We start from the raw sequence: 23,092 nt of genomic DNA, 5'->3' as shown, positions 1-23,092 counted from the left end.
TTGTCGGTGCCCCTGCGTAGGGTGCTGGGCAACCGCATGCGGAGACGGCCGCGGGGGATCGCAACGAGAGGGGACAGCGCGTGACGGTCAACATGACCAAGGGTCAGGCCATCAGCCTGGAGAAGCAGGGCGGGGGCACCCTTACCGCGGTACGGATGGGGCTCGGCTGGCAGGCGGCGCCGCGCCGCGGCCTGTTCGGCTCCCGCACCCGGGAGATCGACCTCGACGCGTCGGCGGTGCTCTTCGCCGACAAGCAGCCGGTGGACGTGGTCTTCTTCCGCCACCTGGTCAGCGACGACGGCTCGGTCCGGCACACCGGTGACAACCTCGTCGGCGGCGCCGGCCAGGGCGGCGACGACGAGGCGATCCTCGTCGACCTCGCGCGGATCCCGGTCCACATCGACCAGATCGTCTTCACGGTGAACTCCTTCACCGGCCAGACGTTCCAGGAGGTGCAGAACGCCTTCTGCCGGATCGTCGACGAGAGCAACGGCCAGGAGCTCGCCCGCTACACCCTGGACGGCGGCGGGCAGTACACCGCGCAGATCATGGCCAAGGTCCACCGCGACGGCGCCGGCTGGAAGATGACGGCCCTGGGCAACGCGGCCAACGGCCGTACGTTCCAGGACCTGATGCCGGCGATCCTGCCCCACCTGTAGGCCAGGACCGATCACGTACGGCAGCTCCCGGAGGCACCAGGCCGCCGGGAGCTGCACTGCAACAGCACAGCGAACCAAGGGGGACAGAGGCGATGACGGCCGAGCTGGTCCGGGGGCAGAACCACCCCCTGCCGCACACCCGACTGGAGATCCGGGTCTCGGCGGGCCATCCGGTCGTCGCCGGTGCCACTCTCGGCGACGAACGGGGCAGGGTCCAGGGGCCCGAATGGATCGCCCACCCCGGCTCGCCCGCCCTGCCCGGCATCGAGGTCTCCCAGCAGGCCGCCGCCGACCACCGGCTCGCCCTCGACCTCGGCGCGTTGCCCGCCGCGGTCCACCGGGTCACCGTCCTGCTCGCCCTGCCTGTCGGCGCCGGCGGCCCGGTCTGCTTCGGCGCGGTCGCCGCCCCGTTCGTCGCCGTCACCGGCCTCGACGGCGACGAGGTCGCCACGTACACCATCACCGGCCTCGACGCCGAGTCCGCCGTCACCGCCCTTGAGCTCTACCGCCGCCAGGGCGCCTGGAAGGTCCGCGCCGTCGGCCAGGGCTACGCCGGCGGCCTCACGGCGATGCTCGGCGACCAAGGCGTGGAGCGGCCCGGCGAGATCGCCACGGCCATCCTCGACGCGGTCGCCCGGGGCATGGCCCGCGCGGTCTCCGCGCCCCCGCCGCGCGTCCCGGACGCGGACCGTGTCCGCCACTCGGCGCCGCTCACCGGCTCCGACCACCAGGACGCCGCCCCCACCCTGCCGGTGCCGCTGCCCGCCGACGCCACCACGCCCCCGGCCGACCCCGGCGGCATCAACTACGCCCACCCGCGCCGCCAGGTTGCGCCTCCTCCGCCGCCGCCGCCCCCGGCCCCCGATGCCGCCGGGCCGGGCCGGCCCGCCGCCCCCGTCGCCGGGGACGCCACCGGCTGGTCGATGGACGAGCGGCTCTACAACCAGGTGTGGGGCATGTTCGAGGACCTCGCCCGCACCACCGCCGCCTACCGCAGCGCAGTGGACTTCGCCGAGTCCCGCATGGACCAGGAGCTCGACCGCGTCCTGTCCGACCCGCGCAGCCGCATCGGCGCGACCGGGGACGCCGCGCGCGAGGCGGCCCGCGCCAAGTGCGAGGAGCTGACCGCGCGGGCCCGTGAGGCCCTCGACCACGATCTCGCCCAGCTCGACGCCGAGTCCGGGGTGGTCGAGCCCGCCCTGCCCGCGCCCTTCGCCCGCTGGGACAACCCCGTCTGGCACGCCTACCGCGTCCCCATGGAGATCCCGATGGCGCTGCGCCTGGGCGACCTCCACCTGCCCGAACGCCCCGAGCTGCGCATCCCCATGCTCGTACGGCTGCCGCTGGAGCGCGGCCTGTGGGTGGACTCGGGCCGCGGCCACTCCGAGGCGGCGGCCCTCCTCGACGAGGGCCGGCTGAGGCGGCTCGCCATGGACACCGCCGTCGCCCACGCGGCCCGGCTGCTCGCGGTCTACCCCGCCGGTGAGTTCACCGTCCATGTCATCGACCCCGCCGGGTCCGGCGCCGCCTCCCTCACGCCGCTGGTCGAGACCGGAGTCCTCACCGGCCCGCCCGCCGCCGGCGCCGCCGGTGTGTCGGCCGTGCTCACCCGGCTCACCGAACGCGTCGACCTGGTGCAGATGGCGATCCGCGCGGGCGCCGCCGACTCCCTGCCGCCCGGTCTCGACCCGGCCGAGCAGCTGCTGATCGTCAACGACTTCCCGCACGGCTTCGACGACCGGTGCGTCAACCAGCTCCGCTACCTCGCGGACGAGGGCCCCGCCGTCGGCGTCCACCTGATGATGGTCGCCGACCGCGAGGACGCCAGCGCCTACGGCCCCGTCCTCGACCCGCTGTGGCGCTCCCTGCTGCGGATCACACCGGTCGCCGACGACCACCTCGCCGACCCCTGGGTCGGCCACGCCTGGACGTACGAGCCGGCCCTCCCGCCCCCGGGCAGCGGGGTGATCCGGCAGGTCCTCGGCCACGTCGCCGAAGCCCGCCGGGTCTGGGGCCGCTGACCTGGTCACTTGGGGTCTCCTTACCCTCGCCTTTACCTTCCCTTGGGTTTTCGGGTAATCTTCTCGGCGCGGAGGGGAGTACTCCCGTGCGCGGCGTGCCCGTCAATACGGACAGATGCGAAAGCTCTGATCCCGGGGCGCCGGCCCGGAAGGCCCTGGGTGGAGGAGACCTCCGGCAGCGACGACGCTGATCAGTAGCCGTACGACGCCGGAGGCGCAGTGGACGTTTCAATGAACATGTGGGTGCTGACCATTCTTGGTCTGAGCGCCCTGATCGCGATCGACTTCTTCATCGGCCGCAAGCCCCATGACGTGTCGATCAAGGAAGCCGGCATCTGGTCGGTCGTCTGGATCGTCCTCGCCGCCCTCTTCGGCCTCGGCCTGCTGGTCTTCGGCAACAGCCAGGCGTCGGGAGAGTTCTTCGCCGGATTCATCACCGAGAAGTCGCTCAGCGTCGACAACCTCTTCGTCTTCGTCCTCATCATGGCGAAGTTCTCGGTCCCCTCCCACCTCCAGCAGCGCGTGCTGCTCGTCGGCGTCCTGATCGCCCTCGTCCTGCGCGCCATCTTCATCGCCGCGGGCGCCGCGATCATCGCCAGCTTCGCCTGGGTCTTCTACATCTTCGGTGCGTTCCTGATCTACACCGCCTGGAAGCTCATCCAGGAGGCGCGCTCCGACGAGGAGGAGGACGAGTTCGAGGAGAACCGTCTCCTCAAGTCCATCGAGAAGAAGTTCGGCGTCGCGGACAAGTATCACGGCACCAAGCTCTTCATCCGCGTCAACGGCAAGCGTGTGCTGACCCCGCTGATGGTCGTCATGCTCGCCATCGGCACCACCGACGTGCTCTTCGCCCTCGACTCCATCCCGGCGATCTTCGGCCTCACCCAGGACCCGTACATCGTCTTCACCGCCAACGCCTTCGCCCTGATGGGCCTGCGCCAGCTGTACTTCCTCATCGGCGGTCTGCTGAAGAAGCTGGTCCACCTCAGCTACGGCCTGTCGGTGATCCTCGGATTCATCGGCGTGAAGCTCGTCCTGCACGCCCTGCACGAGTCCGGGGTGCACGTCCCGGAGATCTCCATCCCCGTCTCGCTCGCGGTCATCTGCGGCGTGCTGGTGATCACCACGATCACCAGCCTGATCGCCTCCAAGAAGCAGGCCGAGCGCGAGGCCGCCGAGCAGACGGCCGAGAAGGCCGGCGTCGACGCCTGACACATCCGCAAGACCCCGCACGGCCGGTGCGGGCGGTGAGCGAACCGCCCGCACCGGCCGCGGTGCGTCCAGGGGCCGTTCAGGCCGCCGCCGCGCTCTCCGCCTTGGGCGCCTCGGCCCGGCCGGGCAGGGTCTCCGGCAGCAGCGCGAAGCAGCCCAGGCTCACCAGCGCCACCAGCGTCAGATACGCCGCCACGCCCCACGGCGGCCCACTGCCGCCCGACAGCGCCGTCGCCACGATCGGCGTCAGCGCCCCGCCCAGGACCCCCGCGAGGTTGTAGCCGACGGCCGCGCCCGTACACCGCACCCGCGGCTCGTACAGCTCCGGCAGATACGCGGCGACCACCGCGAACATCGTGATGAACGCCAGCAGCGCGCCCAGGAAGCCCAGGAACATCAGCAACGGCTCCCCGGTGTGCAGCAGCGCCACCATCGGGAACATCCACACCGCCGACGCCGCGCACCCGGCCAGACACAGCGGCCTACGGCCGTAGCGGTCTCCCAGCATCGCGGCGAACGGCGTCACCGCCCCCTTCACCGCCACCGCCGCCATGATGCAGACCAGCATCGACGTACGGCTCACGCCCAGCCGCTCGGTGCCGTACGCCAGCGCCCAGGTGGACACCGTGTAAAAGATCGCGTAGCCGACCGCGAGCGCCCCCGCGGTCAGGAGGACGAGCTGCCAGTGCCCGCGTGCCACCTCGGCCAGCGGCGCGGTCGCCTGCCGCCCGGACGCGGCGAGCTCGGCGAACTGCGGCGTCTCGTGCAGCGAGGCCCGCAGCAGCAGACCGCCGAAGGCGAGCAGCCCCGCGGCCCAGAACGGCACCCGCCAGCCCCAGTCGCGGAACTGGGACTCCGTCAGCGCCGCCGACAGCGCCAGCATCACCCCGTTCGCGAGCAGGAAGCCGACCGCCGGACCGATCTGCGGAAAGCTCGCCCACAACCCACGCCTGCGCTCAGGGGCATGCTCGGCGGTCAGCAGTACCGCGCCGCCCCACTCACCCCCGAGGCCCAGCCCTTGGAGGAAGCGCAGCACGAGCAGCAGAACGGGCGCGGCCACCCCCAGCGTGGCGTACGACGGGACGCAGCCGACCGCCACGGTCGCGAGACCGGTCAGCATCAGCGAGGCGAACATCACCGGCCGGCGCCCGTACCGGTCCCCGATGTGGCCGAAAAGCGCCGAGCCCAGCGGGCGGGAGAGGAAACCGACGGCAAAGGTGCCGAAGGCCGCCAGCGTCCCGGCCACCGGGGAGAACGTGGGAAAGAACAGCGGCCCGAAGACCAGGGCCGCCGCGGTGCCGTAGACAAAGAAGTCGTAGAACTCGACGGCGGTCCCCGCCAGCGACGCGGTGGCCAGCCGTGTCATGGAGACGGGGCGCGGCGAGGGGGCCGGCGCGGAGGAGACCGGGGAAGTGGGAGCGGGGGCGGGGGTGGGACATGGACTATGACTGTTGGGCATGTCGCGCCAACTACCCCTGCGCCGGGCGGGTTACGGGGGCGTACAGAAGCGTGCGGCCGGATCCATGCGCCCCGGGCCACCTCCCCGCGCCCTGTGACACCTCGGGGCGCCGGTCACCAGCCCCGCTCGTGCCACTCGGGAAGTTTCGGCCGCTCCTCGCCAAGAGTGGTGTCCTTGCCGTGCCCCGGGTACACCCAGGTCTCGTCCGGCAGCACGTCGAACAGCTTGCGCTCCACGTCGTGGATGAGACTGGCGAACGCCCGGGGATCCTTCCGGGTGTTGCCGACCCCGCCCGGGAAGAGGCAGTCACCGGTGAAGACATGAGGGTGGCCCTGCGGGTCGTCGTAGATCAGCGCGATCGAACCGGGCGTGTGGCCCACCAGATGACGGGCGGTCAGCTCGACGCGGCCGAACCGGATGGTGTCGCCGTCCGCGACCGGCACATCCGTCGGCACAGGAATGCCCTCGGCGTCGTGCTCGCCGGCGTAGGTCCGCGCGCCGGTCGCCGCCACGACCTCCGCCAGCGCCTGCCAGTGGTCGCCGTGGCGGTGGGTGGTGACGACGGCCTTGATGCCGTCGTCACCGATCAGCTGGAGCAGCGTCCGCGGATCGGCGGCCGCGTCGATCAGCAGCTGCTCGCCGGTGGCCCGGCAGCGCAGTAGATAGGAGTTGTTGTCCATCGGTCCGACCGCGACCTTCGAGATCATCAGCTCCGACAGCTCGTGCACGTCCGCCGGGCCGCCGACCTTCACCGCTCCGCTGTACGTCATACATCTCAGCCTAGGCCCTGATCACCGGGCAGGAGGCGGAAGGCCCGTCGTCGGGCCTACAGCGGCGGAAGCGCCGGGAGCGGGCCGCCCGCGGTGTCCAGGCCGCCTCCGTCGGTGCGGCCGGCCAGCCAGCCGAGCAGGGCCGGAGCCGGGCCCGAGACGGTCACCTCGTCGCCCTCGGTGCCACCGGTGCGCCACTCGCGGCCCTCGGCGACGATCCGGGTGGGCGGCACAGAGGCGTTGCCCGCGAAGCGTTCGGCGAGGAACGCGATCTCACGCTCGACGAAGTCGGCCGGGAGGTCGGTCAGCTCGTAGCCGATGCCGAGGTCGACATGGTGCAGCTCGACCTCCACGAGCCGGCGGAAGGGCACCCGGGCGGCCTGGTCGGTGACGCCGTTGCGCAGCTCGACGGTCCGGCCCCAGTCGGCGTCCGCCTCGCCCTCGGCGTCGAAGCGGGCGGCGCTCCCGCGCACGTCCTCGATCTGGGCGGCGAGCGGCCGGGGGGCGTCCCGTTCGATGTCGGCGTCGCGGGTGGCGGCGTCGGCGTACATGGGCAGGCCCCGCAGAACGTTCACCAGAGCGTCCGCGTTACGGGCCACGTGGGCCAGGACATGGCCGCGGGTCCAGCCGGGGAGCCGTGACGGCTCGGCCACGGCGGCGTTGTCCAGTTTGGCGGCTGCGGTCAGGAGCCGCTCGGTCGCTTCACGTACAGAAGCCAGGTCACGCGCATGGTCGATCATGGCGCCGACGATAGCGCCGCCCACTCGTTCGGGTGAAGGTGGCAGAGCGCGTCCGTAAATCGAATGCGCGTGCTATAGGCTCGGTAGAGGCATCAGGCATCCTTGGTTGTCGGGCACTCATCTCTGCCCCCGCTTCTCTCAAGAAAGGTGCGGACCGGCGTGGCCGACCGTCTCATCGTTCGTGGCGCTCGCGAGCACAACCTCAAGAACGTCTCGCTCGACCTCCCGCGTGACTCCCTCATCGTCTTCACCGGGCTCTCCGGGTCGGGCAAGTCCTCCCTCGCGTTCGACACGATCTTCGCCGAGGGTCAGCGCCGCTACGTCGAGTCGCTCTCCTCGTACGCCCGGCAGTTCCTCGGCCAGATGGACAAGCCGGACGTGGACTTCATCGAGGGCCTCTCCCCGGCGGTCTCCATCGACCAGAAGTCGACCTCGCGCAACCCGCGCTCCACGGTCGGCACCATCACCGAGGTCTACGACTACCTCCGGCTGCTCTTCGCCCGCATCGGCAAGCCGCACTGCCCCGAATGCCGCCGCCCCATTTCCCGCCAGTCGCCGCAGGCCATCGTCGACAAGGTCCTGGAGCTGCCCGAGGGCAGCCGCTTCCAGGTGCTCTCGCCGCTGGTCAGGGAGCGCAAGGGAGAGTTCGTCGACCTCTTCGCCGACCTCCAGACCAAGGGCTACAGCCGCGCGCGCGTCGACGGGACCACCATCCAGCTCGCCGAGCCGCCGACGCTGAAGAAGCAGGAGAAGCACACCATCGAGGTGGTCGTCGACCGCCTCACCGTCAAGGACAGCGCCAAGCGCCGGCTCACCGACTCCGTCGAGACCGCGCTCGGCCTCTCCGGCGGCATGGTCGTGCTCGACTTCGTCGACCTCCCCGAGGACGACCCCGAGCGCGAGCGGATGTACTCGGAGCATCTGTACTGCCCGTACGACGACCTCTCCTTCGAGGAGCTGGAGCCCCGCTCCTTCTCCTTCAACTCGCCCTTCGGCGCCTGCCCCGACTGCACCGGCATCGGCACCCGCATGGAGGTCGACCCCGAGCTGATCGTCCCGGACGAGGACCGCTCGCTCGACGAGGGCGCCATCCACCCCTGGTCGCACGGCCACACCAAGGAGTACTTCGGCCGCCTGATCGGCGGGCTCGCCCAGGCCCTCGGCTTCCGTACGGACATCCCGTACGCGGGACTCCCGGCGCGCGCCAAGAAGGCCCTGCTGTACGGCCACAAGACCCAGGTCGAGGTCCGCTACCGCAACCGCTACGGACGCGAGCGCGCCTACACCACGCCCGCCTTCGAAGGCGCCGTCTCCTTCGTCAAGCGGCGCCACAGCGAGGCCGAGAGCGACTCCAGCCGGGAGCGCTTCGAGGGCTACATGCGCGAGGTGCCCTGCCCCACCTGCGAAGGCACCCGCCTCAAGCCGATCGTCCTCGCCGTCACGGTCATGGACCGGTCCATCGCCGAGGTCTCGGCGATGTCGATCAGCGAGTGCGCCGACTTCCTCGGCCGCCTCACCCTCAACGCGCGCGACAAGAAGATCGCCGAGCGGGTCCTCAAGGAGGTCAACGAACGGCTGCGGTTCCTCGTCGACGTCGGCCTGGACTACCTCTCCCTCAACCGCGCCGCCGGCACGCTCTCCGGCGGCGAGGCCCAGCGCATCCGCCTGGCCACGCAGATCGGCTCCGGCCTGGTCGGCGTGTTGTACGTGCTCGACGAGCCGTCCATCGGCCTGCACCAGCGCGACAACCACCGGCTGATCGAGACCCTCGTCCGCCTCCGCGACATGGGCAACACCCTGATCGTCGTCGAGCACGACGAGGACACGATCAAGGTCGCCGACTGGGTCGTCGACATCGGCCCGGGCGCGGGCGAGCACGGCGGAAAGGTCGTGCACTCCGGCTCCCTGAAGGAGCTGCTGTCCAACAAGGACTCCATGACTGGGCAGTACCTGTCCGGGAAGAAGTCCATCGCCACCCCGGACATCCGCCGCCCCACGGACCCGACGCGCCGCCTCACCGTCCACGGCGCCCGGGAGAACAACCTCCAGGACATCGACGTCTCGTTCCCGCTGGGCGTCCTCACCGCGGTCACCGGCGTCTCCGGCTCCGGCAAGTCGACCCTGGTCAACGACATCCTGTACACCCACCTGGCGCGCGAGCTCAACGGCGCCAAGTCGGTGCCCGGGCGGCACACGCGCGTGGACGGCGACGACCTCGTCGACAAGGTCGTCCACGTCGACCAGTCGCCGATCGGCCGCACCCCGCGGTCCAACCCGGCGACGTACACCGGAGTCTTCGACCATGTGCGCAAGCTCTTCGCGGAGACGATGGAGGCGAAGGTGCGCGGCTATCTGCCGGGCCGCTTCTCCTTCAACGTCAAGGGCGGCCGCTGCGAGAACTGCTCCGGCGACGGCACGATCAAGATTGAGATGAACTTCCTGCCGGACGTGTACGTCCCCTGTGAGGTCTGCCACGGGGCGCGCTACAACCGGGAGACCCTGGAGGTCCACTACAAGGGCAAGTCCATCGCCGAGGTCCTGGACATGCCGATCGAGGAGGCCCTGCACTTCTTCGAGGCCGTCCCGACGATCGCCCGCCACCTCAAGACGCTCCACGAGGTCGGCCTCGGCTACGTCCGCCTCGGCCAGTCCGCACCGACCCTGTCGGGCGGCGAGGCCCAGCGGGTGAAGTTGGCGTCCGAGCTCCAGAAGCGGTCCACGGGCCGTACGGTCTACGTCCTGGACGAGCCGACGACCGGTCTCCACTTCGAGGACATCTCCAAGCTGATCAAGGTCCTGTCGGGCCTGGTCGACAAGGGGAACACCGTGATCGTCATCGAGCACAACCTCGACGTGATCAAGACCGCGGACTGGGTCGTCGACATGGGCCCCGAGGGCGGCAGCGGCGGCGGCCTCGTCGTCGCCGAAGGCACCCCGGAAGAGGTGGCGAGCATCCCCGCGAGCCACACCGGCAAGTTCCTCCGCGACATCCTCGACGCGAACCGGATCAGCGACGCGACGATCCCGGCGGCGCGGAGCGCGACGAAGAAGACGCCGGCGCCGAGGAAGAAGGCGGCCCCGGCGAAGAAGGCGACGGCGGGCGCGGGGGCCACGGCGAAGAAGACGGCGAGAACCCGGAAGGCCTGACGCCGGCGGGCCTCCGGTGGCGGCCGCAGGCCCGCCCTGGCGGGCGGCTCGCCCGAAAGGCGTCGCGGTTCGGGCGCCACGGCGAAGAAGAAGGCGGAGACGGAAGGCCCGACGGCGGTGGCCGTCGGCCTGCGGGCCCGCGGCCGCAGGCCGACCCTGTCGGGCGGCTAGCCCGAAGGGCGTCACCGTGCGGGCGCTGGGGCTGCCGGCGCCGGCCCGCCCTGGCGGGCGGTTCGTCCGTAGGGCGTCGCCGTTCAGGCGCTGCGGGCCGCAGGCGTCGCTCGCGCACCCTGGCGGGGGGCCTGACGCCGGTGGGGCGGCTTGCGGCTGAAGCCGCTGGCGTCGCTCGCGTACCCTGGCGGTGCCCGGTCACACCCGGGCCCCCGCCAGCCCCGCCCGCGTCCCTCAGGCCCGCTTTGCCGGGCGCCGCTTCCGTGACGCGGTGGCGGAGGGAGGGCCCCGCCAGGCACGTCCCGCGCCGGCCCGCCCGCGTCCCGGGCCTCGCCAGGCCCGCCCGCGTCCCTCAGGCCCGCCTCCCCTGGCGCCCCAGCCCCTGCGGCGTCACCCCCGCCAGTTCCGCCGCGTACGGCGGCTCCGCGCCCGGGCGGGTGCAGGTGAGGGCGGCGGCGTGGGAGGCGTAGGTCAGGAGGGAGAACCAGTCGGCGGCGTCCAGGGCATCGAGGGCGTCAGAGGCACCGAGAGGGCCGTCGGGGAGGCCATCGAGGCCGTGGAGCAGCGCCGCGTTCACCGTGTCGCCCGCGCCGATCGTGTCCGCGACGCGGACCGGTACCGCCGGGACCGAGACCGTCCGCCGGGGCGTCCACACCGTCAGGCCCGCACCGCCCCGGGTCATGACGACCGCCGACGGGCCCGCCGCCAGCCACTCCTCCGGCGTGCCGCCCAGCCACCGCGCGTCGTCCTCGGAGAGCTTCAGCAGCGACACGTACGGCAGCCAGGCCGTGAACCGCTTCCGGTACGCCTCCGCGTCCCCGATCAGCCCCGCCCGCACGTTCGGGTCGAGCAGGGTGAACACCTTGCGCCCCGACTCCCGGCGCAGCAGCGCCTCGTACGCGCTCGCCCCCGGCTCCAGCGCCAGCGAGCACGTCCCGAAGGCCACCGCCCGTACGCCCTCCGGCAGCCGCTCCGGCAGCTCGAAGAGACGATCGGCCGTTCCCTCCACGTAGAAGCCGTAGCCCGCCGACCCGTCCGCGCCGACCGTGGCGAGCGCCAGCGTCGTCGGCTCGGGCCCCCGCTGGACGAGCGAGGTCCGTACGCCCGCCGACCGCAGCCCGTCCATCAGGGCCTCGCCGAAGCCGTCCATGGACACCCGCGAGCAGAAGGCCACCTCCGCGCCGAGCCGCCCGAGGGCGACGGCGGTGTTGTACGGCCCGCCGCCCCGCCGGGGGACCAGCGTCGCGAGCGGACCGGTCGCGGCCCCCTGCGGGACCAGGTCGATCAGGGACTCTCCGGCGACGACGATCACGCCCGCGAACGTAACCCATGGCCTTGAGTTCGCACACCCCCTCAGGCTCGCCCGGGCGCCGCCCCGCCCGCCCCGCCGGCCACCCGCGCCGGTATCGTCGAGCAGGTCATTCGTCGACCCGCACCGTCCCGCACCGCACCGACCCGCACCATGGAGCGCTCATGTCCGGCCAGTCGCCCGCCCGCCGTACCGTGCTGAAAGGCGCCGCCCTCGCCGGAGCGGCCGGACTCGGCGCCGCCGCCTGCTCCACGGAGTCCAAGCTGGGACACGCCCAGACGCCGACCCCGACCGCCCCGGTCGCCCTCGGCGCCGCGGAGGAGGTCCCGGTCGGGGGCTCGAAGCTCTACCGCGAGCAGCGGGTGCTGGTGAGCTGCCCGGCGAAGGGCCAGTACAAGGCCTTCAGCGCGCAGTGCACCCACGCCGGCTGTGTCCTCGACAAGATCGAGAACAACGAGGGCAACTGCCCCTGCCACGGCAGCCGCTTCGACGTGACGACCGGCAAGGCGCTCAAGGGTCCGGCGACCGTGCCGCTGCCCGAGGTCCCGGTCAAGGTCGAGAACGGGAAGCTGATCGCCGGCCCCGACGCCTGATCGCCCCCGCAGGGACAGGCCGCCCCTCACTCCCAGCTCCACTCGATCCCCAGGATCCCCGCCCGTACCCCCTGCTCCACCAGATGCACCGTGCGGTGCCGCCCGCTCAGCGTCAGATCGGCGCGTCCCGCGCGCGGCGCCCCCGCCGACGCCTGGGCGAACCGCCGGCACCGCACCGGCAGCGCCGCCTCGTCGAACCGCACCTGAAGGACGTACTGCCCGCCGGCGAAGCTGAAGCCCCGGACGTACTCGGTGCTCGGCCCGCCCGTCGCATCCTCGAAGCCGTAGCCGAACAGGTACGTCTCCCCGGCCCGCAGCCGGGTGTCGAAGAGCAGCTCGGCGACGACCACGCCGGTCTCTTGATGCACGCGGACGCGCCCTGTGCGGCAGTTCTCCGTGGCCTGGACCCTCACCCGTGACGGGTCGCAGCCCGGGTCGCCGTGGTGGATGGCGAGATAGCGGTCGATCCCGTCCCGGTGGGCGCGCACCACGTGCTGGGACTCGCGGCCGAGCAGCTCACGCCCCGCGCCGATCCGTACCCGCTCGTGGTGGCCGACCGTGTGCAGTCCGCCGTCGGTGGGCGACTCCAGCTCCGCGAGCAGCTGCTCGACCGCGCCGGACGCCTCCACCAGGGAACGGTACGAGCGCGAGGCGGGCCGTCCCACCGCCCCGCTCCCGGCCAGCAGCCGGATCAGGGAGTTGCCGGGCAGCTGGAGGACCTCCTCCAGAGCGCGTACGGCTCGGAGGGACTCGGGCCGCTGCGGCCGGCGGGCGCCCTGCTGCCAGTAACTGAGGCTGGTCACCCCGACCTTGACGCCGCGGTGCGCCAGATGGTGCTGGACCCGCTGGAGCGGCAGGCCCCGCACCGCGAGCGCGGTGCGCAGCGCCAGGTGGAAGGGTCCCGTGTGCAGGACCTGGGTCAGGTCGGCCTCGCTGTTCCCCATCAGGACTCCTCAGAACTCCTCACCGCAACTTCTCAGGACTCCACGTGAACGTTCACGGCACGTCCCCACGCCCACCCGCGGGGCCGGTGGACACGCAGGTGGACAGGGGCGGGCCGTTCACACTCCGGCCTGACCGTTCACAGCTCCCTGTCATTCCGCATTCAACCGTGTTGACCAGCGCACGACAACGATTGATGCTCCCACCAGCGTCCGGACGCGCTCCTCCAATCCCCACCCCCCACCCCCCGCCCTTCGGGAGGACGCGATGCGCAAGAGAACAGAACGACGAAGAGGGCTCTCCCTCGCGGCGCTCGTCGCCGTGGCCCTTTTCGCCGTGCCGACCGCCACGGCAACCGCCGCACCGAACCACGATCGTTCCGTCCAGAGCCAGGACCGGTCCGTACTGAGCCACGACCGTTCCGCCCCGAGCCAGGACCGGTCCGCCCTCGCCTACAAGCAACTCGGCATCACCATGCAGGCCCAGCAGAAGAGCAACTGGTGCTGGGCCGCCTCCGGCAACACCATCGCCACCTGGTACGGCCGCGGCTACAGCCAGAACCAGTTCTGCAACGCCGCCTTCAATCGCCAGCAGGGCACCGAGTGCCCCAACAACCAAGCCACCCTCGGCCACGTCCAGACCGGCCTGCGCTGGGCGGGCATCAGCGCCGGCTCGTACGTCAACGGCTGGCTGCGCTACTCCACCGTCCAGACCGAGATCAACAACGACCGACCGATCGAGACCCGTATCCAGTGGTCCGGCGGCGGCGGCCACATGCACGTCGTCTACGGCTACGACGACGCCAACAGCTGGGTCTACTGGGGCGACCCCTGGCCCTCCAGCTACCGCTACAACTGGGCCTCCCACGCCTGGTACGTCGACAACGACTCCTTCTCCTGGACCCACTCGCTCTACCGGATCGGGGCGTGAGCACCATGACCCGACACCTGATACCGGCCGCCGCCCTGACCGCGGCCCTCACCCCCGCGCTGATCGGCCTGGCCTCCCCCCTCGCCCACGCGACCCCCGCCCCGACCACCCCTGACCAGGCCGTCTCGGCCCCCGCCACCCTCGACACCCTCTCCCGCTTCTTCACCCGCGACGCCCGCGACGCCCGCGACGGCGCGACCGCCCGCTCCGCCGCCAAGCCCCGGATCGAAGGCCGGTCCGTGCCGGTCCGCTTCCTCTCCGCGGACTTCGTCGCGGGCAAGCCCGGCGCACCCGTCGCCAAGGTGCAGTTCCACGCCGCCAAGGCGGTCTCCGCCAACGGCCAGAAGGCCTCCCTGTGGACGGTGAAGAGAGGCGGCACCTGGCAGGTCGTGAACATCGCCACCGGCGACGACGAGACCCGCTACGCCGCCCAGGGCGCCCGCGCCCTGCCCGGCGGCACCGTCTTCCGCGAGCCGCAGATCGACGCCTGGTACGTCCACAAGGGCACCAAGATCCTCCCGCTCGACGAGGACGCCGTCCGCGCGATCGGCGCGAACGGCACCACCCTCGACCGGTACCACGCGCGCGTGGCCAAGGCGTACGGCGACAAGCTCCCCGGCTCCGCCTACGCGCGCGACGGCAAGGCCGGCGGCTACGGCCGGCCCGCACCCGCCCCGGTCACCGTCGCATCCGCCGCACCCGATCCCGGCGGGTCCGCCGTGACCGTCGCCTCGGCGACGGCGGGCGCGGGCGCCCTCGCCGCCCTCGCCCTGATCACCATGACGGCCCTGCGCCGCCGCCGCACCCGCCAGGAGTGAGACCCCGCCGACAGGGAGGGTCCTGGCAGGAGTGAGCCCCTGCCAGGAGCGAGACCCCCGCGGTGAACGCGCGACGCCCCGGCCGGGCCGGCACCACCCGGCCGGGGCGTCCCGCAGGCCCGCCCCCAGGGCATCGCCCGGGTCCGGCCAGGAGCCGTACGAATCGGTCCGGGACCCCGCTCTGTCACTGCCCGCAAGTAGGGTGTGGTGCATGGCAGACCCCTCCAGCTACCGCCCCAAGCCGGGACAGATCCCCGACTCCCCGGGGGTCTACAAATTCCGTGACGAGCACCGCCGGGTGATCTACGTCGGGAAGGCGAAGTCCCTGCGTCAGCGCCTCGCCAACTACTTCCAGGACCTGGCGAGTCTGCACCCGCGCACGCGCACCATGGTCACCACGGCCGCCTCCGTGGAGTGGACGGTGGTATCCACCGAGGTCGAGGCGCTCCAGCTGGAGTACTCCTGGATCAAGGAGTTCGACCCCCGGTTCAACGTCAAGTACCGGGACGACAAGAGCTACCCGTACCTCGCGGTGACCCTGAACGAGGAGTTCCCGCGGGTGCAGGTGATGCGCGGCCACAAGAAGAAGGGCGTGCGCTACTTCGGGCCGTACGGCCACGCCTGGGCGATCCGCGAAACCGTCGACCTGATGCTGCGCGTCTTCCCCGTCCGTACGTGCTCCGCGGGCGTGTTCAAGAACGCCGCCCGCACCGGCCGCCCCTGCCTCCTCGGCTACATCGGCAAGTGCTCGGCCCCCTGCGTCGGCCGCGTCACCCCCGAGGAACACCGCGAACTGGCCGAGGACTTCTGCGACTTCATGACCGGCCGCACCGGCACGTACCTGCGCCGCCTGGAGAAGGACATGATGGCGGCGGCCGAGGAGATGGAGTACGAGCGGGCCGCCCGCCTCCGCGACGACATGGAGGCCCTGCGGCGGGCCATGGAGAAGAGCGCCGTCGTCCTCGCCGACGCCACCGACGCCGACCTGATCGCCGTGGCCGAGGACGAGCTCGAAGCGGCCGTGCAGATCTTCCACGTCCGCGGCGGCCGGGTGCGCGGCCAGCGCGGCTGGGTCACCGACAAGGTCGAGGCCGTCGACACCGCCGGCCTGGTGGAGCACGCCCTCCAGCAGCTGTACGGGGAGGAGACCGGCGACGCCGTCCCCAAGGAGGTCCTCGTCCCGGCCCTCCCGGACGACGCCGACGCCGTCACCCAGTGGCTCGCCGGCCGCCGCGGCTCCCAGGTCTCCCTGCGCATCCCCCAGCGCGGCGACAAGAAGGACCTGATGGCCACCGTCGCCCGCAACGCCCAGCAGGCCCTCGTCCTGCACAAGACCAAACGCGCCAGCGACCTCACCACCCGCTCCCGGGCCCTGGAGGAGATCGCCGACGCCCTGGAGCTGGAGTCGGCGCCGCTGCGCATCGAGTGCTTCGACATCTCCCACCTCCAGGGCGAGGACGTCGTCGCCTCCATGGTCGTCTTCGAGGACGGGCTGCCCCGCAAGAGCGAGTACCGCCGCTTCCAGATCAAGGGCTTCGAGGGCCAGGACGACGTCCGCTCCATGCACGAGGTCCTCACCCGCCGCTTCCGGCGCTATCTCGCCGAGAAGGAGAGGACGGGGGAGTGGGCCCTGCCCGCCGAAGGCGGTGCGGAGGCGGCCGAGGCCGCCGTCTCCGGCGAGGTCCCGGCGGAGGACAACGGCCGGCGCAAGCGGTTCGCCTACCCGCCCCAGCTCGTCGTCGTCGACGGCGGACAGCCGCAGGTCGCGGCCGCGCAGCGGGCCCTGGACGAGCTCGGCATCGACGACATCGCCGTCTGCGGCCTCGCCAAGCGCCTGGAGGAGGTCTGGCTGCCCGGCAACGACGACCCGGTCGTCCTGCCCCGCTCCAGCGAGGGCCTCTACCTCCTCCAGCGGGTCCGTGACACGGCTCACGACTTCGCCATCCGCTACCAGCGCACCAAGCGCCACAAGCGTCTGCGGGTCAGCCCCCTGGACGGGGTGCCGGGCCTCGGCGAGACCCGCAAGCAGGCGTTGATCAAGCATTTCGGCTCGGTGAAGCGGCTGCGACAGGCGACAATCGAGCAGATCTGTGAGGTCCCGGGCATGGGCCCCAAGACCGCCGAGGCCGTGGCCGTGGCCCTCGCACAGGCGGCTCCGGCCGCACCCGCCGTGAACACGGCGACAGGAGAGATCATTGAAGACGACGGGGGCACCACAGCATGACCGAGCACGACCGAGAAGACGGAGCAGTACACGTGAGTACGGGCACGAAGGAGGCCGGTGAGGCCGCCGAGCCGGCCATCCCCGAGCTGGTGATCATCTCCGGCATGTCCGGCGCGGGCCGCAGCACCGCCGCCAAGTGCCTGGAGGACCTCGGCTGGTTCGTCGTCGACAACCTGCCGCCCGCGCTGATCCCCACCATGGTGGAGCTCGGCGCCCGCTCCCAGGGCAACGTCGCCCGGATCGCCGTCGTCGTGGACGTCCGCGGCCGGCGCTTCTTCGACAACCTCCGGCAATCCCTCGCCGACCTCGACGCCAAGCAGGTCACCCGCCGGATCGTTTTCCTGGAATCCTCCGACGAGGCCCTGGTCAGGCGCTTCGAATCGGTCCGCCGCCCGCACCCCCTCCAGGGTGACGGCCGGATCACCGACGGTATCGCCGCCGAGCGCGACCTGCTGCGCGAGCTGCGCGGCGACGCCGACCTGGTGATCGACACCTCCAGCCTCAACGTCCACGAACTGCGCGCCAAGATGGACGCCCAGTTCGCCGGCGACGAGGAGCCGGAGCTGCGGGCCACCGTCATGTCCTTCGGGTTCAAGTACGGCCTGCCGGTCGACGCCGACCTCGTCGTCGACATGCGCTTCCTGCCCAACCCGCACTGGGTCCCCGAGCTGCGCCCCTTCACCGGCCTCAACGAAGAGGTGTCGAACTACGTCTTCAACCAGCCCGGCGCCAAGGAGTTCCTCGACCGCTACACCGAACTCCTCCAGCTGATCGCCGCGGGCTACCGCCGCGAAGGCAAGCGGTACGTGACCATCGCCGTCGGCTGCACGGGCGGCAAGCACCGCTCCGTCGCCACGTCCGAGAAGCTCGCCGCCCGCCTCGCCTCGGAAGGGGTCGAGACCGTCGTCGTCCACCGGGACATGGGGCGCGAGTGAAGCCTTACCGCCGGCGTACGAGCACCCTCTCGGTCCGTACGCTCCGCAGACGCGGCGCCCAGCCCAAGGTCGTCGCGCTCGGCGGCGGCATGGGCCTGTCGGCCTCGCTCGCCGCGCTGCGCCGTATCACCGGCGACCTGACCGCCGTGGTCACGGTCGCCGACGACGGGGGCTCCAGCGGCCGGCTCCGCGAGGAGCTCGGCGTGCTGCCCCCCGGCGACCTGCGCAAGGCCCTGGCCGCCCTGTGCGGCGACGACGACTGGGGCCAGACCTGGGCCCGGGTCATCCAGCACCGCTTCCAGTCCCAGGGCGACCTGCACGAGCACGCCGTCGGCAATCTGCTGATCGTCGCCCTGTGGGAGCAGCTCGGCGACCACGTCCAGGCCCTGGACCTGGTCGGCAAGCTGCTCGGCGCGCACGGCCGGGTGCTGCCCATGTCCGCGGTGCCCCTGGAGCTCCAGGCCCTGGTCAAGGGGCACGACCCGGCACGTCCGGAGGACGTGGACACCGTCCGCGGTCAGGCCACCGTCGCGCTCACCCCCGGCGAGGTGCAGTCCGTGCACCTCGTGCCGAACGACCCGCCCGCCGTGCCGGAGGCCGTCGCCGCCGTCCTCGACGCGGACTGGGTGGTGCTCGGCCCCGGCTCCTGGTTCTCCTCGGTGATCCCGCACCTGCTCGTACCCGAGCTGCTGGACGCCCTCGTGGAGACCAAGGCCCGCCGGGTCCTCTCGCTCAACCTCGCGCCACAGCCCGGAGAAACCGAAGGGTTCTCTCCGCAGCGTCATTTGGAGGTTTTGGGGCGACACGCCCCTAAACTCGCCCTGGACGTGGTGCTCGCCGACGAGGCCGCCGTGCCCGACCGCGACTCCCTCGCCGACGCCGCCAAGCGGCTCGGTGCCGCGGTCGAGCTGGCGCCGGTCGCCCGACCCGATGGCGTTCCGAAGCACGATCCGGAGCTGTTGGCAGCCGCGTACGACCGTATTTTTCGGATGCATGGAAGGATCGGCCCATGGCGATGACGGCAGCGGTGAAGGACGAGATCTCCCGGCTCCCCGTCACCCGGACCTGCTGCAGAAAGGCGGAGGTCTCGTCGATCCTGCGGTTCGCGGGCGGGCTGCACCTCGTGAGCGGCCGGATCGTGATCGAGGCGGAACTGGACACCGCGATGGCCGCCCGGCGGCTCAAGCGCGACATCCTGGAGATCTTCGGCCACACCTCCGAACTGATCGTGATGGCCCCCGGCGGGCTGCGCCGCGGCTCCCGCTTCGTCGTGCGGGTGGTGGCCGGCGGCGACCAGCTGGCGCGCCAGACCGGCCTGGTCGACGGCCGGGGCCGGCCGATCCGCGGGCTGCCCCCGCAGGTCGTCTCCGGGGCGACCTGCGACGCGGAGGCCGCCTGGCGTGGCGCGTTCCTGGCGCACGGCTCGCTGACCGAGCCGGGACGTTCCTCCTCCCTGGAGGTCACCTGCCCCGGACCGGAGGCCGCCCTCGCGCTGGTGGGCGCCGCCCGCAGGCTCTCCATCGCCGCGAAGGCCCGTGAGGTACGCGGCGTGGACCGGGTCGTCGTCCGCGACGGCGACGCGATCGGCGCCCTGCTGACCCGGCTCGGCGCGCACGAGTCGGTGCTGGCCTGGGAGGAGCGGCGGATGCGCCGCGAGGTCCGCGCCACCGCCAACCGGCTCGCCAACTTCGACGACGCCAATCTGCGCCGCTCGGCCCGCGCGGCGGTCGCCGCGGGCGCCCGGGTGCAGCGCGCCCTGGAGATCCTCGCCGACGAGGTGCCCGAGCACCTGGCGGCCGCGGGCCGGCTCCGGATGGAGCACAAGCAGGCCTCCCTGGAGGAGCTGGGCGCGCTCGCCGACCCGCCGCTGACCAAGGACGCCGTCGCCGGCCGGATCCGCCGTCTGCTGGCCATGGCCGACAAGCGCGCACAGGATCTGGGCATCCCCGGGACCGAGTCCAACCTCACCGAGGAGATGGACGACAGCCTGGTCGGCTGAGCCTCCCACCGCCGCGCGAACCGCTCAACTCCCCGCCGCCGACGCCTTCTTGAGGCGTCGGCGGCGGCATTCCGGTGGCCCGCCGGGCACCCTTGACATGATCATGGACTGTCATGAGCCTGGCGTCTGTCCACTCTCGTGGCAGACAACAGCAAGGGGGGCTCATGAGACGCAGAGCGAGATCGATCCTCGCCGCGGCTTCACTGCTGATCACCGCTCTGGCGGCCGCACCCACCGCCGGAGCCACGAACCACCAAGGCGACCCGGGCGACGACGACGCCCTCTCCGTATGGCGCGCACCCGTCGGCAAGGAACACGTACCTCTCCTGCTCGAAGCCGGCACCGACGGACACGAGCTCACCGAGCAGGTGCCCGACCGGGGCACCGCCACCCTCGAGCTCTACCTCACCGACCGGCAGGCCCGCCAACTGCGCGCCAAGGGCCTCGACCTCACCGAGCACACCCTCTCCGCCCAGGCCACCCGCCGCGTCGCCGCCGCCGGAGACGGCGTCTTCCGCCCCTACGGCGGCCCCGGCGGCCTCAAACAGGAGATCCTCGCCACCGCCCAGGCCCACCCCGGCCTCACCAAGGCCGTCTCCATCGGCAAGACCGTCAAGGGCCAGGACATCCTCGCCCTCAAGCTCAGCAAGGGCGCCAGGACCACCACGGACGGCACCAAGCCGGCCACGCTCTACCTCTCCAACCAGCACGCCCGCGAGTGGATCACCCCCGAGATGAACCGGCGGCTGCTCCACCACTACCTCGCCCAGTACGGCAAGGACCCCCGCATCACCAAGATCGTCGACACCACCGAGCTGTGGTTCGTCCTCTCCGCCAACCCCGACGGCTACGACCACACCCACGCCTCCGACGCCAACCGCCAGTGGCGCAAGAACCTCCGCGACAACAACGGGGACGGCCGCATCACCCCCGGCGACGGCGTCGACCTCAACCGCAACTTCTCCTACAAGTGGGGCTACGACAACGAGGGTTCGTCCCCCGACCCGGCCGACGAGACCTACCGCGGCACCGGTCCCATGTCCGAACCGGAGACCCGCGCCCTCGACGCCTTCCAAAAGCGCATCGGCTTCCAGTACGGCATCAACTACCACTCCGCCGCACAGCTGATCCTCTACGGCGTCGGCTGGCAGGTCGCCACCGATACCCCCGACGACGTCGCCCTCAAGGCCCTCGCCGGCACCCCGCAGAAACCCGCCGTCCCCGGCTACCGCCCCCAGGTCTCCTCCGAGCTCTACACCACCAACGGCGAGGCCGACGGACACGCCGCCAACGTCAACGGGATGCAGATGTTCACCCCGGAGATGTCGACCTGCGCCACCGCCTCCCGCATCGACCCCGACGACGCCTGGAACCCGGCCGACTGCGCCTCCGTGTTCACCTTCCCCGACGACGAGAAGCTGATCCAGCAGGAGTTCGCCAAGAACATCCCCTTCGCGCTCGCCGTCGCCGAGAGCTCCGCCCACCCCGACCGGCCCGTCTCCACCACCGGCATCGAGGCCCCCGACTTCACCCCCGACGCCTTCACCACCTCCTACGCGCGCGGTGGCACCCAGGAAGTCGCCGTCACCGCCCGCAAGTCCCTGCGGGCCAAGGAGCTGAAGTACCGCGTCAACGGCGGCCGCACCCACACCACGGACCTCAAGGCCTGGAAGGGCGGCGAGAGATACGGCGGAGAGGACAACCTCTACTTCGACGAGTACCGCGCGCGCGTGAAGGGCGCCCGGCCCGGCGACACGGTCGAGGTCTGGTTCACCGGCCGTACCCGCGCCGGCACGACGAGCACCTCCACCCCCTTCACGTACACCGTGGCCCAGCGCCCCCGCGGAGACGTCCTCGTCCTCGCCGACGAAGGCGGCACCACCCCCGCCCGGCACACCGCCGCCTACAGCAAGGCCCTCGCCGACAACGGCCGCACGGCTGCCGTCTGGGACACCGCCACCCAGGGCACCCCGCACCCCCTCGGCGTCCTCAGCCACTTCCGTACCGTCGTCTGGTACACCGGCGCCGACCGCCCCTCCGGCGCGAACGTCCTCGCCGTACGCGACTACCTCAACGAGGGCGGCAAACTGATCAACACCGGCGAGCAGTCCGGCGGACAGGCCGTCATCGGGCGCGCCGTCTCCAACGACTTCGCGCAGTACTACCTCGGCGCCTACCACCGCGCCGGACTGGCCTCACCGCCGTCCTTCGCCGGCACCGGAAAGTTCGCCCGCGCCACCGCCGCCCTGTCAGCGGCCGAAGGCAACCCGCTGGACAACGCCGGCGCCTACACGATCACCTCCGACGCCCTTACACCGGACGAGTTCCCCCACTTCGCCGCCGCCTCCGCCGGCGACTACCCGGGTGTCCGCACCCCCTTCGAGCCGCACGACGGCACCTCCTTCGCCGCCGCCCGGCACGCCGACAACGCCTGGATGCGGCTCACCCGCACGATCGACCTGACCGGCGTCGCCGCCTCCGCCAGACCCAGCCTCCAGTTCCAGATCAGCCACGACACCGAGGAGGGGTACGACAACCTCGTCGTCGAGGCCCACACCGCCGGCCAGGACGACTGGACCACCCTCCCCGACGCCAACGGCGGCACCTCCGCCGCACCGCCCGCCGACTGCGCCGAGGGCTACTACGTCCGCGGCCACCCCTTCCTCGCCCGCTACCTGACCGTCGGCGAGGAGGCCTGCACCGCCACCGGCACCAGCGGCGCCTGGCACGCCTTCACCGGCGCCTCGAACGGCTGGCGCCAGGCCTCCATGGACCTGAGCGCCTACGCGGGCAAGAAGGTCGAGGTCTCCCTCTCCTACGTCTCCGACCCCGGCACCGGCGAGACGGGCGTCTTCGTCGACGGGGCCACACTGGTCGTCGGCGGCGCCGCCCGGGACACCGAGGGCTTCGAGACATCCCTCGGCGCCTGGACCGTCCCCGGCGCCCCGGCCGGCAGCCCCGGCAACGCCGTCGACTGGGCCCGCTCCCCGGGGCTCTTCCACTCCCAGGCCGCCGTCACCACCCGTGACACCGTCCTCCTCGGCTTCGGCCTGGAACATGTCGTGCGCGCGGAGGAACGCGGGGCCCTGATCCGGAAGGCGCTCCGCGCGGTGCACGGCTGAGCGACCACCCGCACCTTTGATCACAGTCAGTGATCGGGATG

General features: G+C 71.9%; 17 protein-coding genes. 12 read left to right on the top strand and 5 right to left on the bottom strand.

Annotated elements, in window-relative coordinates; genetic code table 11:
- The first annotated feature begins 80 nt into the window (after nt 1–80).
- From ACZ7LT_RS00795 to ACZ7LT_RS00785, 3 genes are all read left to right on the top strand, one after another.
- Nucleotides 81–659, top strand: a complete 579-nt coding sequence (locus ACZ7LT_RS00795) for a TerD family protein (protein WP_471232543.1) — start codon at nt 81–83, stop codon at nt 657–659.
- 92 nt (nt 660–751) lie between these two features.
- Nucleotides 752–2,680 carry a TerD family protein gene (locus tag ACZ7LT_RS00790; RefSeq protein ID WP_471232542.1) on the top strand — a complete coding sequence of 643 codons (1,929 nt, stop codon included), beginning with the start codon at nt 752–754 and terminating at the stop codon, nt 2,678–2,680.
- 219 nt (nt 2,681–2,899) lie between these two features.
- On the top strand, nt 2,900–3,892 hold the full coding sequence (locus ACZ7LT_RS00785; RefSeq protein WP_471232540.1) for a TerC/Alx family metal homeostasis membrane protein: 993 nt from the start codon (nt 2,900–2,902) through the stop codon (nt 3,890–3,892).
- A gap of 79 nt (nt 3,893–3,971) precedes the next feature.
- Here the strand turns inward: ACZ7LT_RS00785 and ACZ7LT_RS00780 are convergent, their stop codons facing one another.
- The 3 genes from ACZ7LT_RS00780 to ACZ7LT_RS00770 form a co-directional block, all read right to left on the bottom strand.
- Complete coding sequence (locus ACZ7LT_RS00780; protein ID WP_471232539.1) at nt 3,972–5,258, bottom strand: MFS transporter; 1,287 nt, start codon at nt 5,256–5,258, stop codon at nt 3,972–3,974.
- 206 nt (nt 5,259–5,464) lie between these two features.
- Nucleotides 5,465–6,121, bottom strand: coding sequence for an MBL fold metallo-hydrolase (locus ACZ7LT_RS00775; RefSeq protein ID WP_471232537.1), 657 nt, complete (start codon nt 6,119–6,121; stop codon nt 5,465–5,467).
- A gap of 56 nt (nt 6,122–6,177) precedes the next feature.
- Nucleotides 6,178–6,861, bottom strand: a complete 684-nt coding sequence (locus tag ACZ7LT_RS00770; RefSeq protein WP_471232535.1) for a maleylpyruvate isomerase family mycothiol-dependent enzyme — start codon at nt 6,859–6,861, stop codon at nt 6,178–6,180.
- A 159-nt stretch (nt 6,862–7,020) separates the two neighbouring features.
- Here ACZ7LT_RS00770 and uvrA point away from each other — a divergent pair, with 159 nt between their 5' ends.
- The gene (gene uvrA, locus ACZ7LT_RS00765; RefSeq protein ID WP_471232533.1) at nt 7,021–10,008 is read left to right on the top strand and encodes an excinuclease ABC subunit UvrA; all 2,988 of its coding nucleotides are present in this window, start codon (nt 7,021–7,023) and stop codon (nt 10,006–10,008) included.
- A gap of 523 nt (nt 10,009–10,531) precedes the next feature.
- On the opposite strand, the gene ACZ7LT_RS00760 is transcribed toward uvrA, so the two are convergent.
- Complete coding sequence (locus ACZ7LT_RS00760) at nt 10,532–11,491, bottom strand: carbohydrate kinase family protein (protein WP_471232532.1); 960 nt, start codon at nt 11,489–11,491, stop codon at nt 10,532–10,534.
- 161 nt (nt 11,492–11,652) lie between these two features.
- Between ACZ7LT_RS00760 and ACZ7LT_RS00755 the strand changes: the two genes are divergently transcribed.
- A complete protein-coding gene (locus ACZ7LT_RS00755; RefSeq protein ID WP_471232530.1) occupies nt 11,653–12,081 on the top strand; it encodes a Rieske (2Fe-2S) protein in 429 nt (142 codons plus the stop codon).
- 26 nt (nt 12,082–12,107) lie between these two features.
- Here ACZ7LT_RS00755 and ACZ7LT_RS00750 read toward each other — a convergent pair whose 3' ends face one another.
- Nucleotides 12,108–13,025, bottom strand: a complete 918-nt coding sequence (locus ACZ7LT_RS00750; protein WP_471232529.1) for a hypothetical protein — start codon at nt 13,023–13,025, stop codon at nt 12,108–12,110.
- Nucleotides 13,026–13,290: 265 nt separating this feature from the next.
- On the opposite strand from ACZ7LT_RS00750, the gene ACZ7LT_RS00745 reads away from it, so the two are divergent.
- From ACZ7LT_RS00745 to ACZ7LT_RS00715, 7 genes are all read left to right on the top strand, one after another.
- Nucleotides 13,291–13,953, top strand: coding sequence for a papain-like cysteine protease family protein (locus tag ACZ7LT_RS00745; RefSeq protein ID WP_471232528.1), 663 nt, complete (start codon nt 13,291–13,293; stop codon nt 13,951–13,953).
- Nucleotides 13,950–14,771, top strand: a complete 822-nt coding sequence (locus tag ACZ7LT_RS00740; RefSeq protein ID WP_471232526.1) for a hypothetical protein — start codon at nt 13,950–13,952, stop codon at nt 14,769–14,771. Before ACZ7LT_RS00745 ends, ACZ7LT_RS00740 begins: the two co-directional genes overlap by 4 nt.
- A 211-nt stretch (nt 14,772–14,982) precedes the next feature.
- A complete protein-coding gene (uvrC, locus tag ACZ7LT_RS00735) occupies nt 14,983–16,995 on the top strand; it encodes an excinuclease ABC subunit UvrC (protein ID WP_471232525.1) in 2,013 nt (670 codons plus the stop codon).
- A complete protein-coding gene (gene rapZ / locus ACZ7LT_RS00730) occupies nt 16,992–17,930 on the top strand; it encodes an RNase adapter RapZ (RefSeq protein WP_471232524.1) in 939 nt (312 codons plus the stop codon). Before uvrC ends, rapZ begins: the two co-directional genes overlap by 4 nt.
- On the top strand, nt 17,927–18,949 hold the full coding sequence (locus ACZ7LT_RS00725; RefSeq protein ID WP_471232523.1) for a gluconeogenesis factor YvcK family protein: 1,023 nt from the start codon (nt 17,927–17,929) through the stop codon (nt 18,947–18,949). Before rapZ ends, ACZ7LT_RS00725 begins: the two co-directional genes overlap by 4 nt.
- A complete protein-coding gene (gene whiA, locus ACZ7LT_RS00720) occupies nt 18,940–19,929 on the top strand; it encodes a DNA-binding protein WhiA (protein ID WP_019885348.1) in 990 nt (329 codons plus the stop codon). The genes ACZ7LT_RS00725 and whiA overlap by 10 nt, the downstream gene beginning before the upstream one ends.
- Nucleotides 19,930–20,093: 164 nt before the next feature.
- On the top strand, nt 20,094–23,051 hold the full coding sequence (locus tag ACZ7LT_RS00715; RefSeq protein WP_471232522.1) for a M14 family metallopeptidase: 2,958 nt from the start codon (nt 20,094–20,096) through the stop codon (nt 23,049–23,051).
- Nucleotides 23,052–23,092 lie beyond the last annotated feature (41 nt).

The organism is Streptomyces sp. NPDC039465 (genome assembly GCF_055639315.1).
Note: the sequence above shows the minus strand (reverse complement) of the source record. Positions and strands in the feature narration are given on the sequence as shown.

Bases quoted from the DNA above. Each gene is read 5' to 3' on its own strand.
- ACZ7LT_RS00770 (WP_471232535.1), bottom strand. From the start codon at position 6,861: ATGATCGACCATGCGCGTGACCTGGCTTCTGTACGTGAAGCGACCGAG.
- whiA (WP_019885348.1), top strand. From the start codon at position 18,940: ATGGCGATGACGGCAGCGGTGAAGGACGAGATCTCCCGGCTCCCCGTC.
- ACZ7LT_RS00790 (WP_471232542.1), top strand. From the start codon at position 752: ATGACGGCCGAGCTGGTCCGGGGGCAGAACCACCCCCTGCCGCACACC.
- ACZ7LT_RS00775 (WP_471232537.1), bottom strand. From the start codon at position 6,121: ATGACGTACAGCGGAGCGGTGAAGGTCGGCGGCCCGGCGGACGTGCAC.
- rapZ (WP_471232524.1), top strand. From the start codon at position 16,992: ATGACCGAGCACGACCGAGAAGACGGAGCAGTACACGTGAGTACGGGC.
- ACZ7LT_RS00750 (WP_471232529.1), bottom strand. From the start codon at position 13,025: ATGGGGAACAGCGAGGCCGACCTGACCCAGGTCCTGCACACGGGACCC.
- ACZ7LT_RS00780 (WP_471232539.1), bottom strand. From the start codon at position 5,258: ATGACACGGCTGGCCACCGCGTCGCTGGCGGGGACCGCCGTCGAGTTC.
- uvrC (WP_471232525.1), top strand. From the start codon at position 14,983: ATGGCAGACCCCTCCAGCTACCGCCCCAAGCCGGGACAGATCCCCGAC.
- ACZ7LT_RS00755 (WP_471232530.1), top strand. From the start codon at position 11,653: ATGTCCGGCCAGTCGCCCGCCCGCCGTACCGTGCTGAAAGGCGCCGCC.
- ACZ7LT_RS00715 (WP_471232522.1), top strand. From the start codon at position 20,094: ATGAGACGCAGAGCGAGATCGATCCTCGCCGCGGCTTCACTGCTGATC.
- ACZ7LT_RS00745 (WP_471232528.1), top strand. From the start codon at position 13,291: ATGCGCAAGAGAACAGAACGACGAAGAGGGCTCTCCCTCGCGGCGCTC.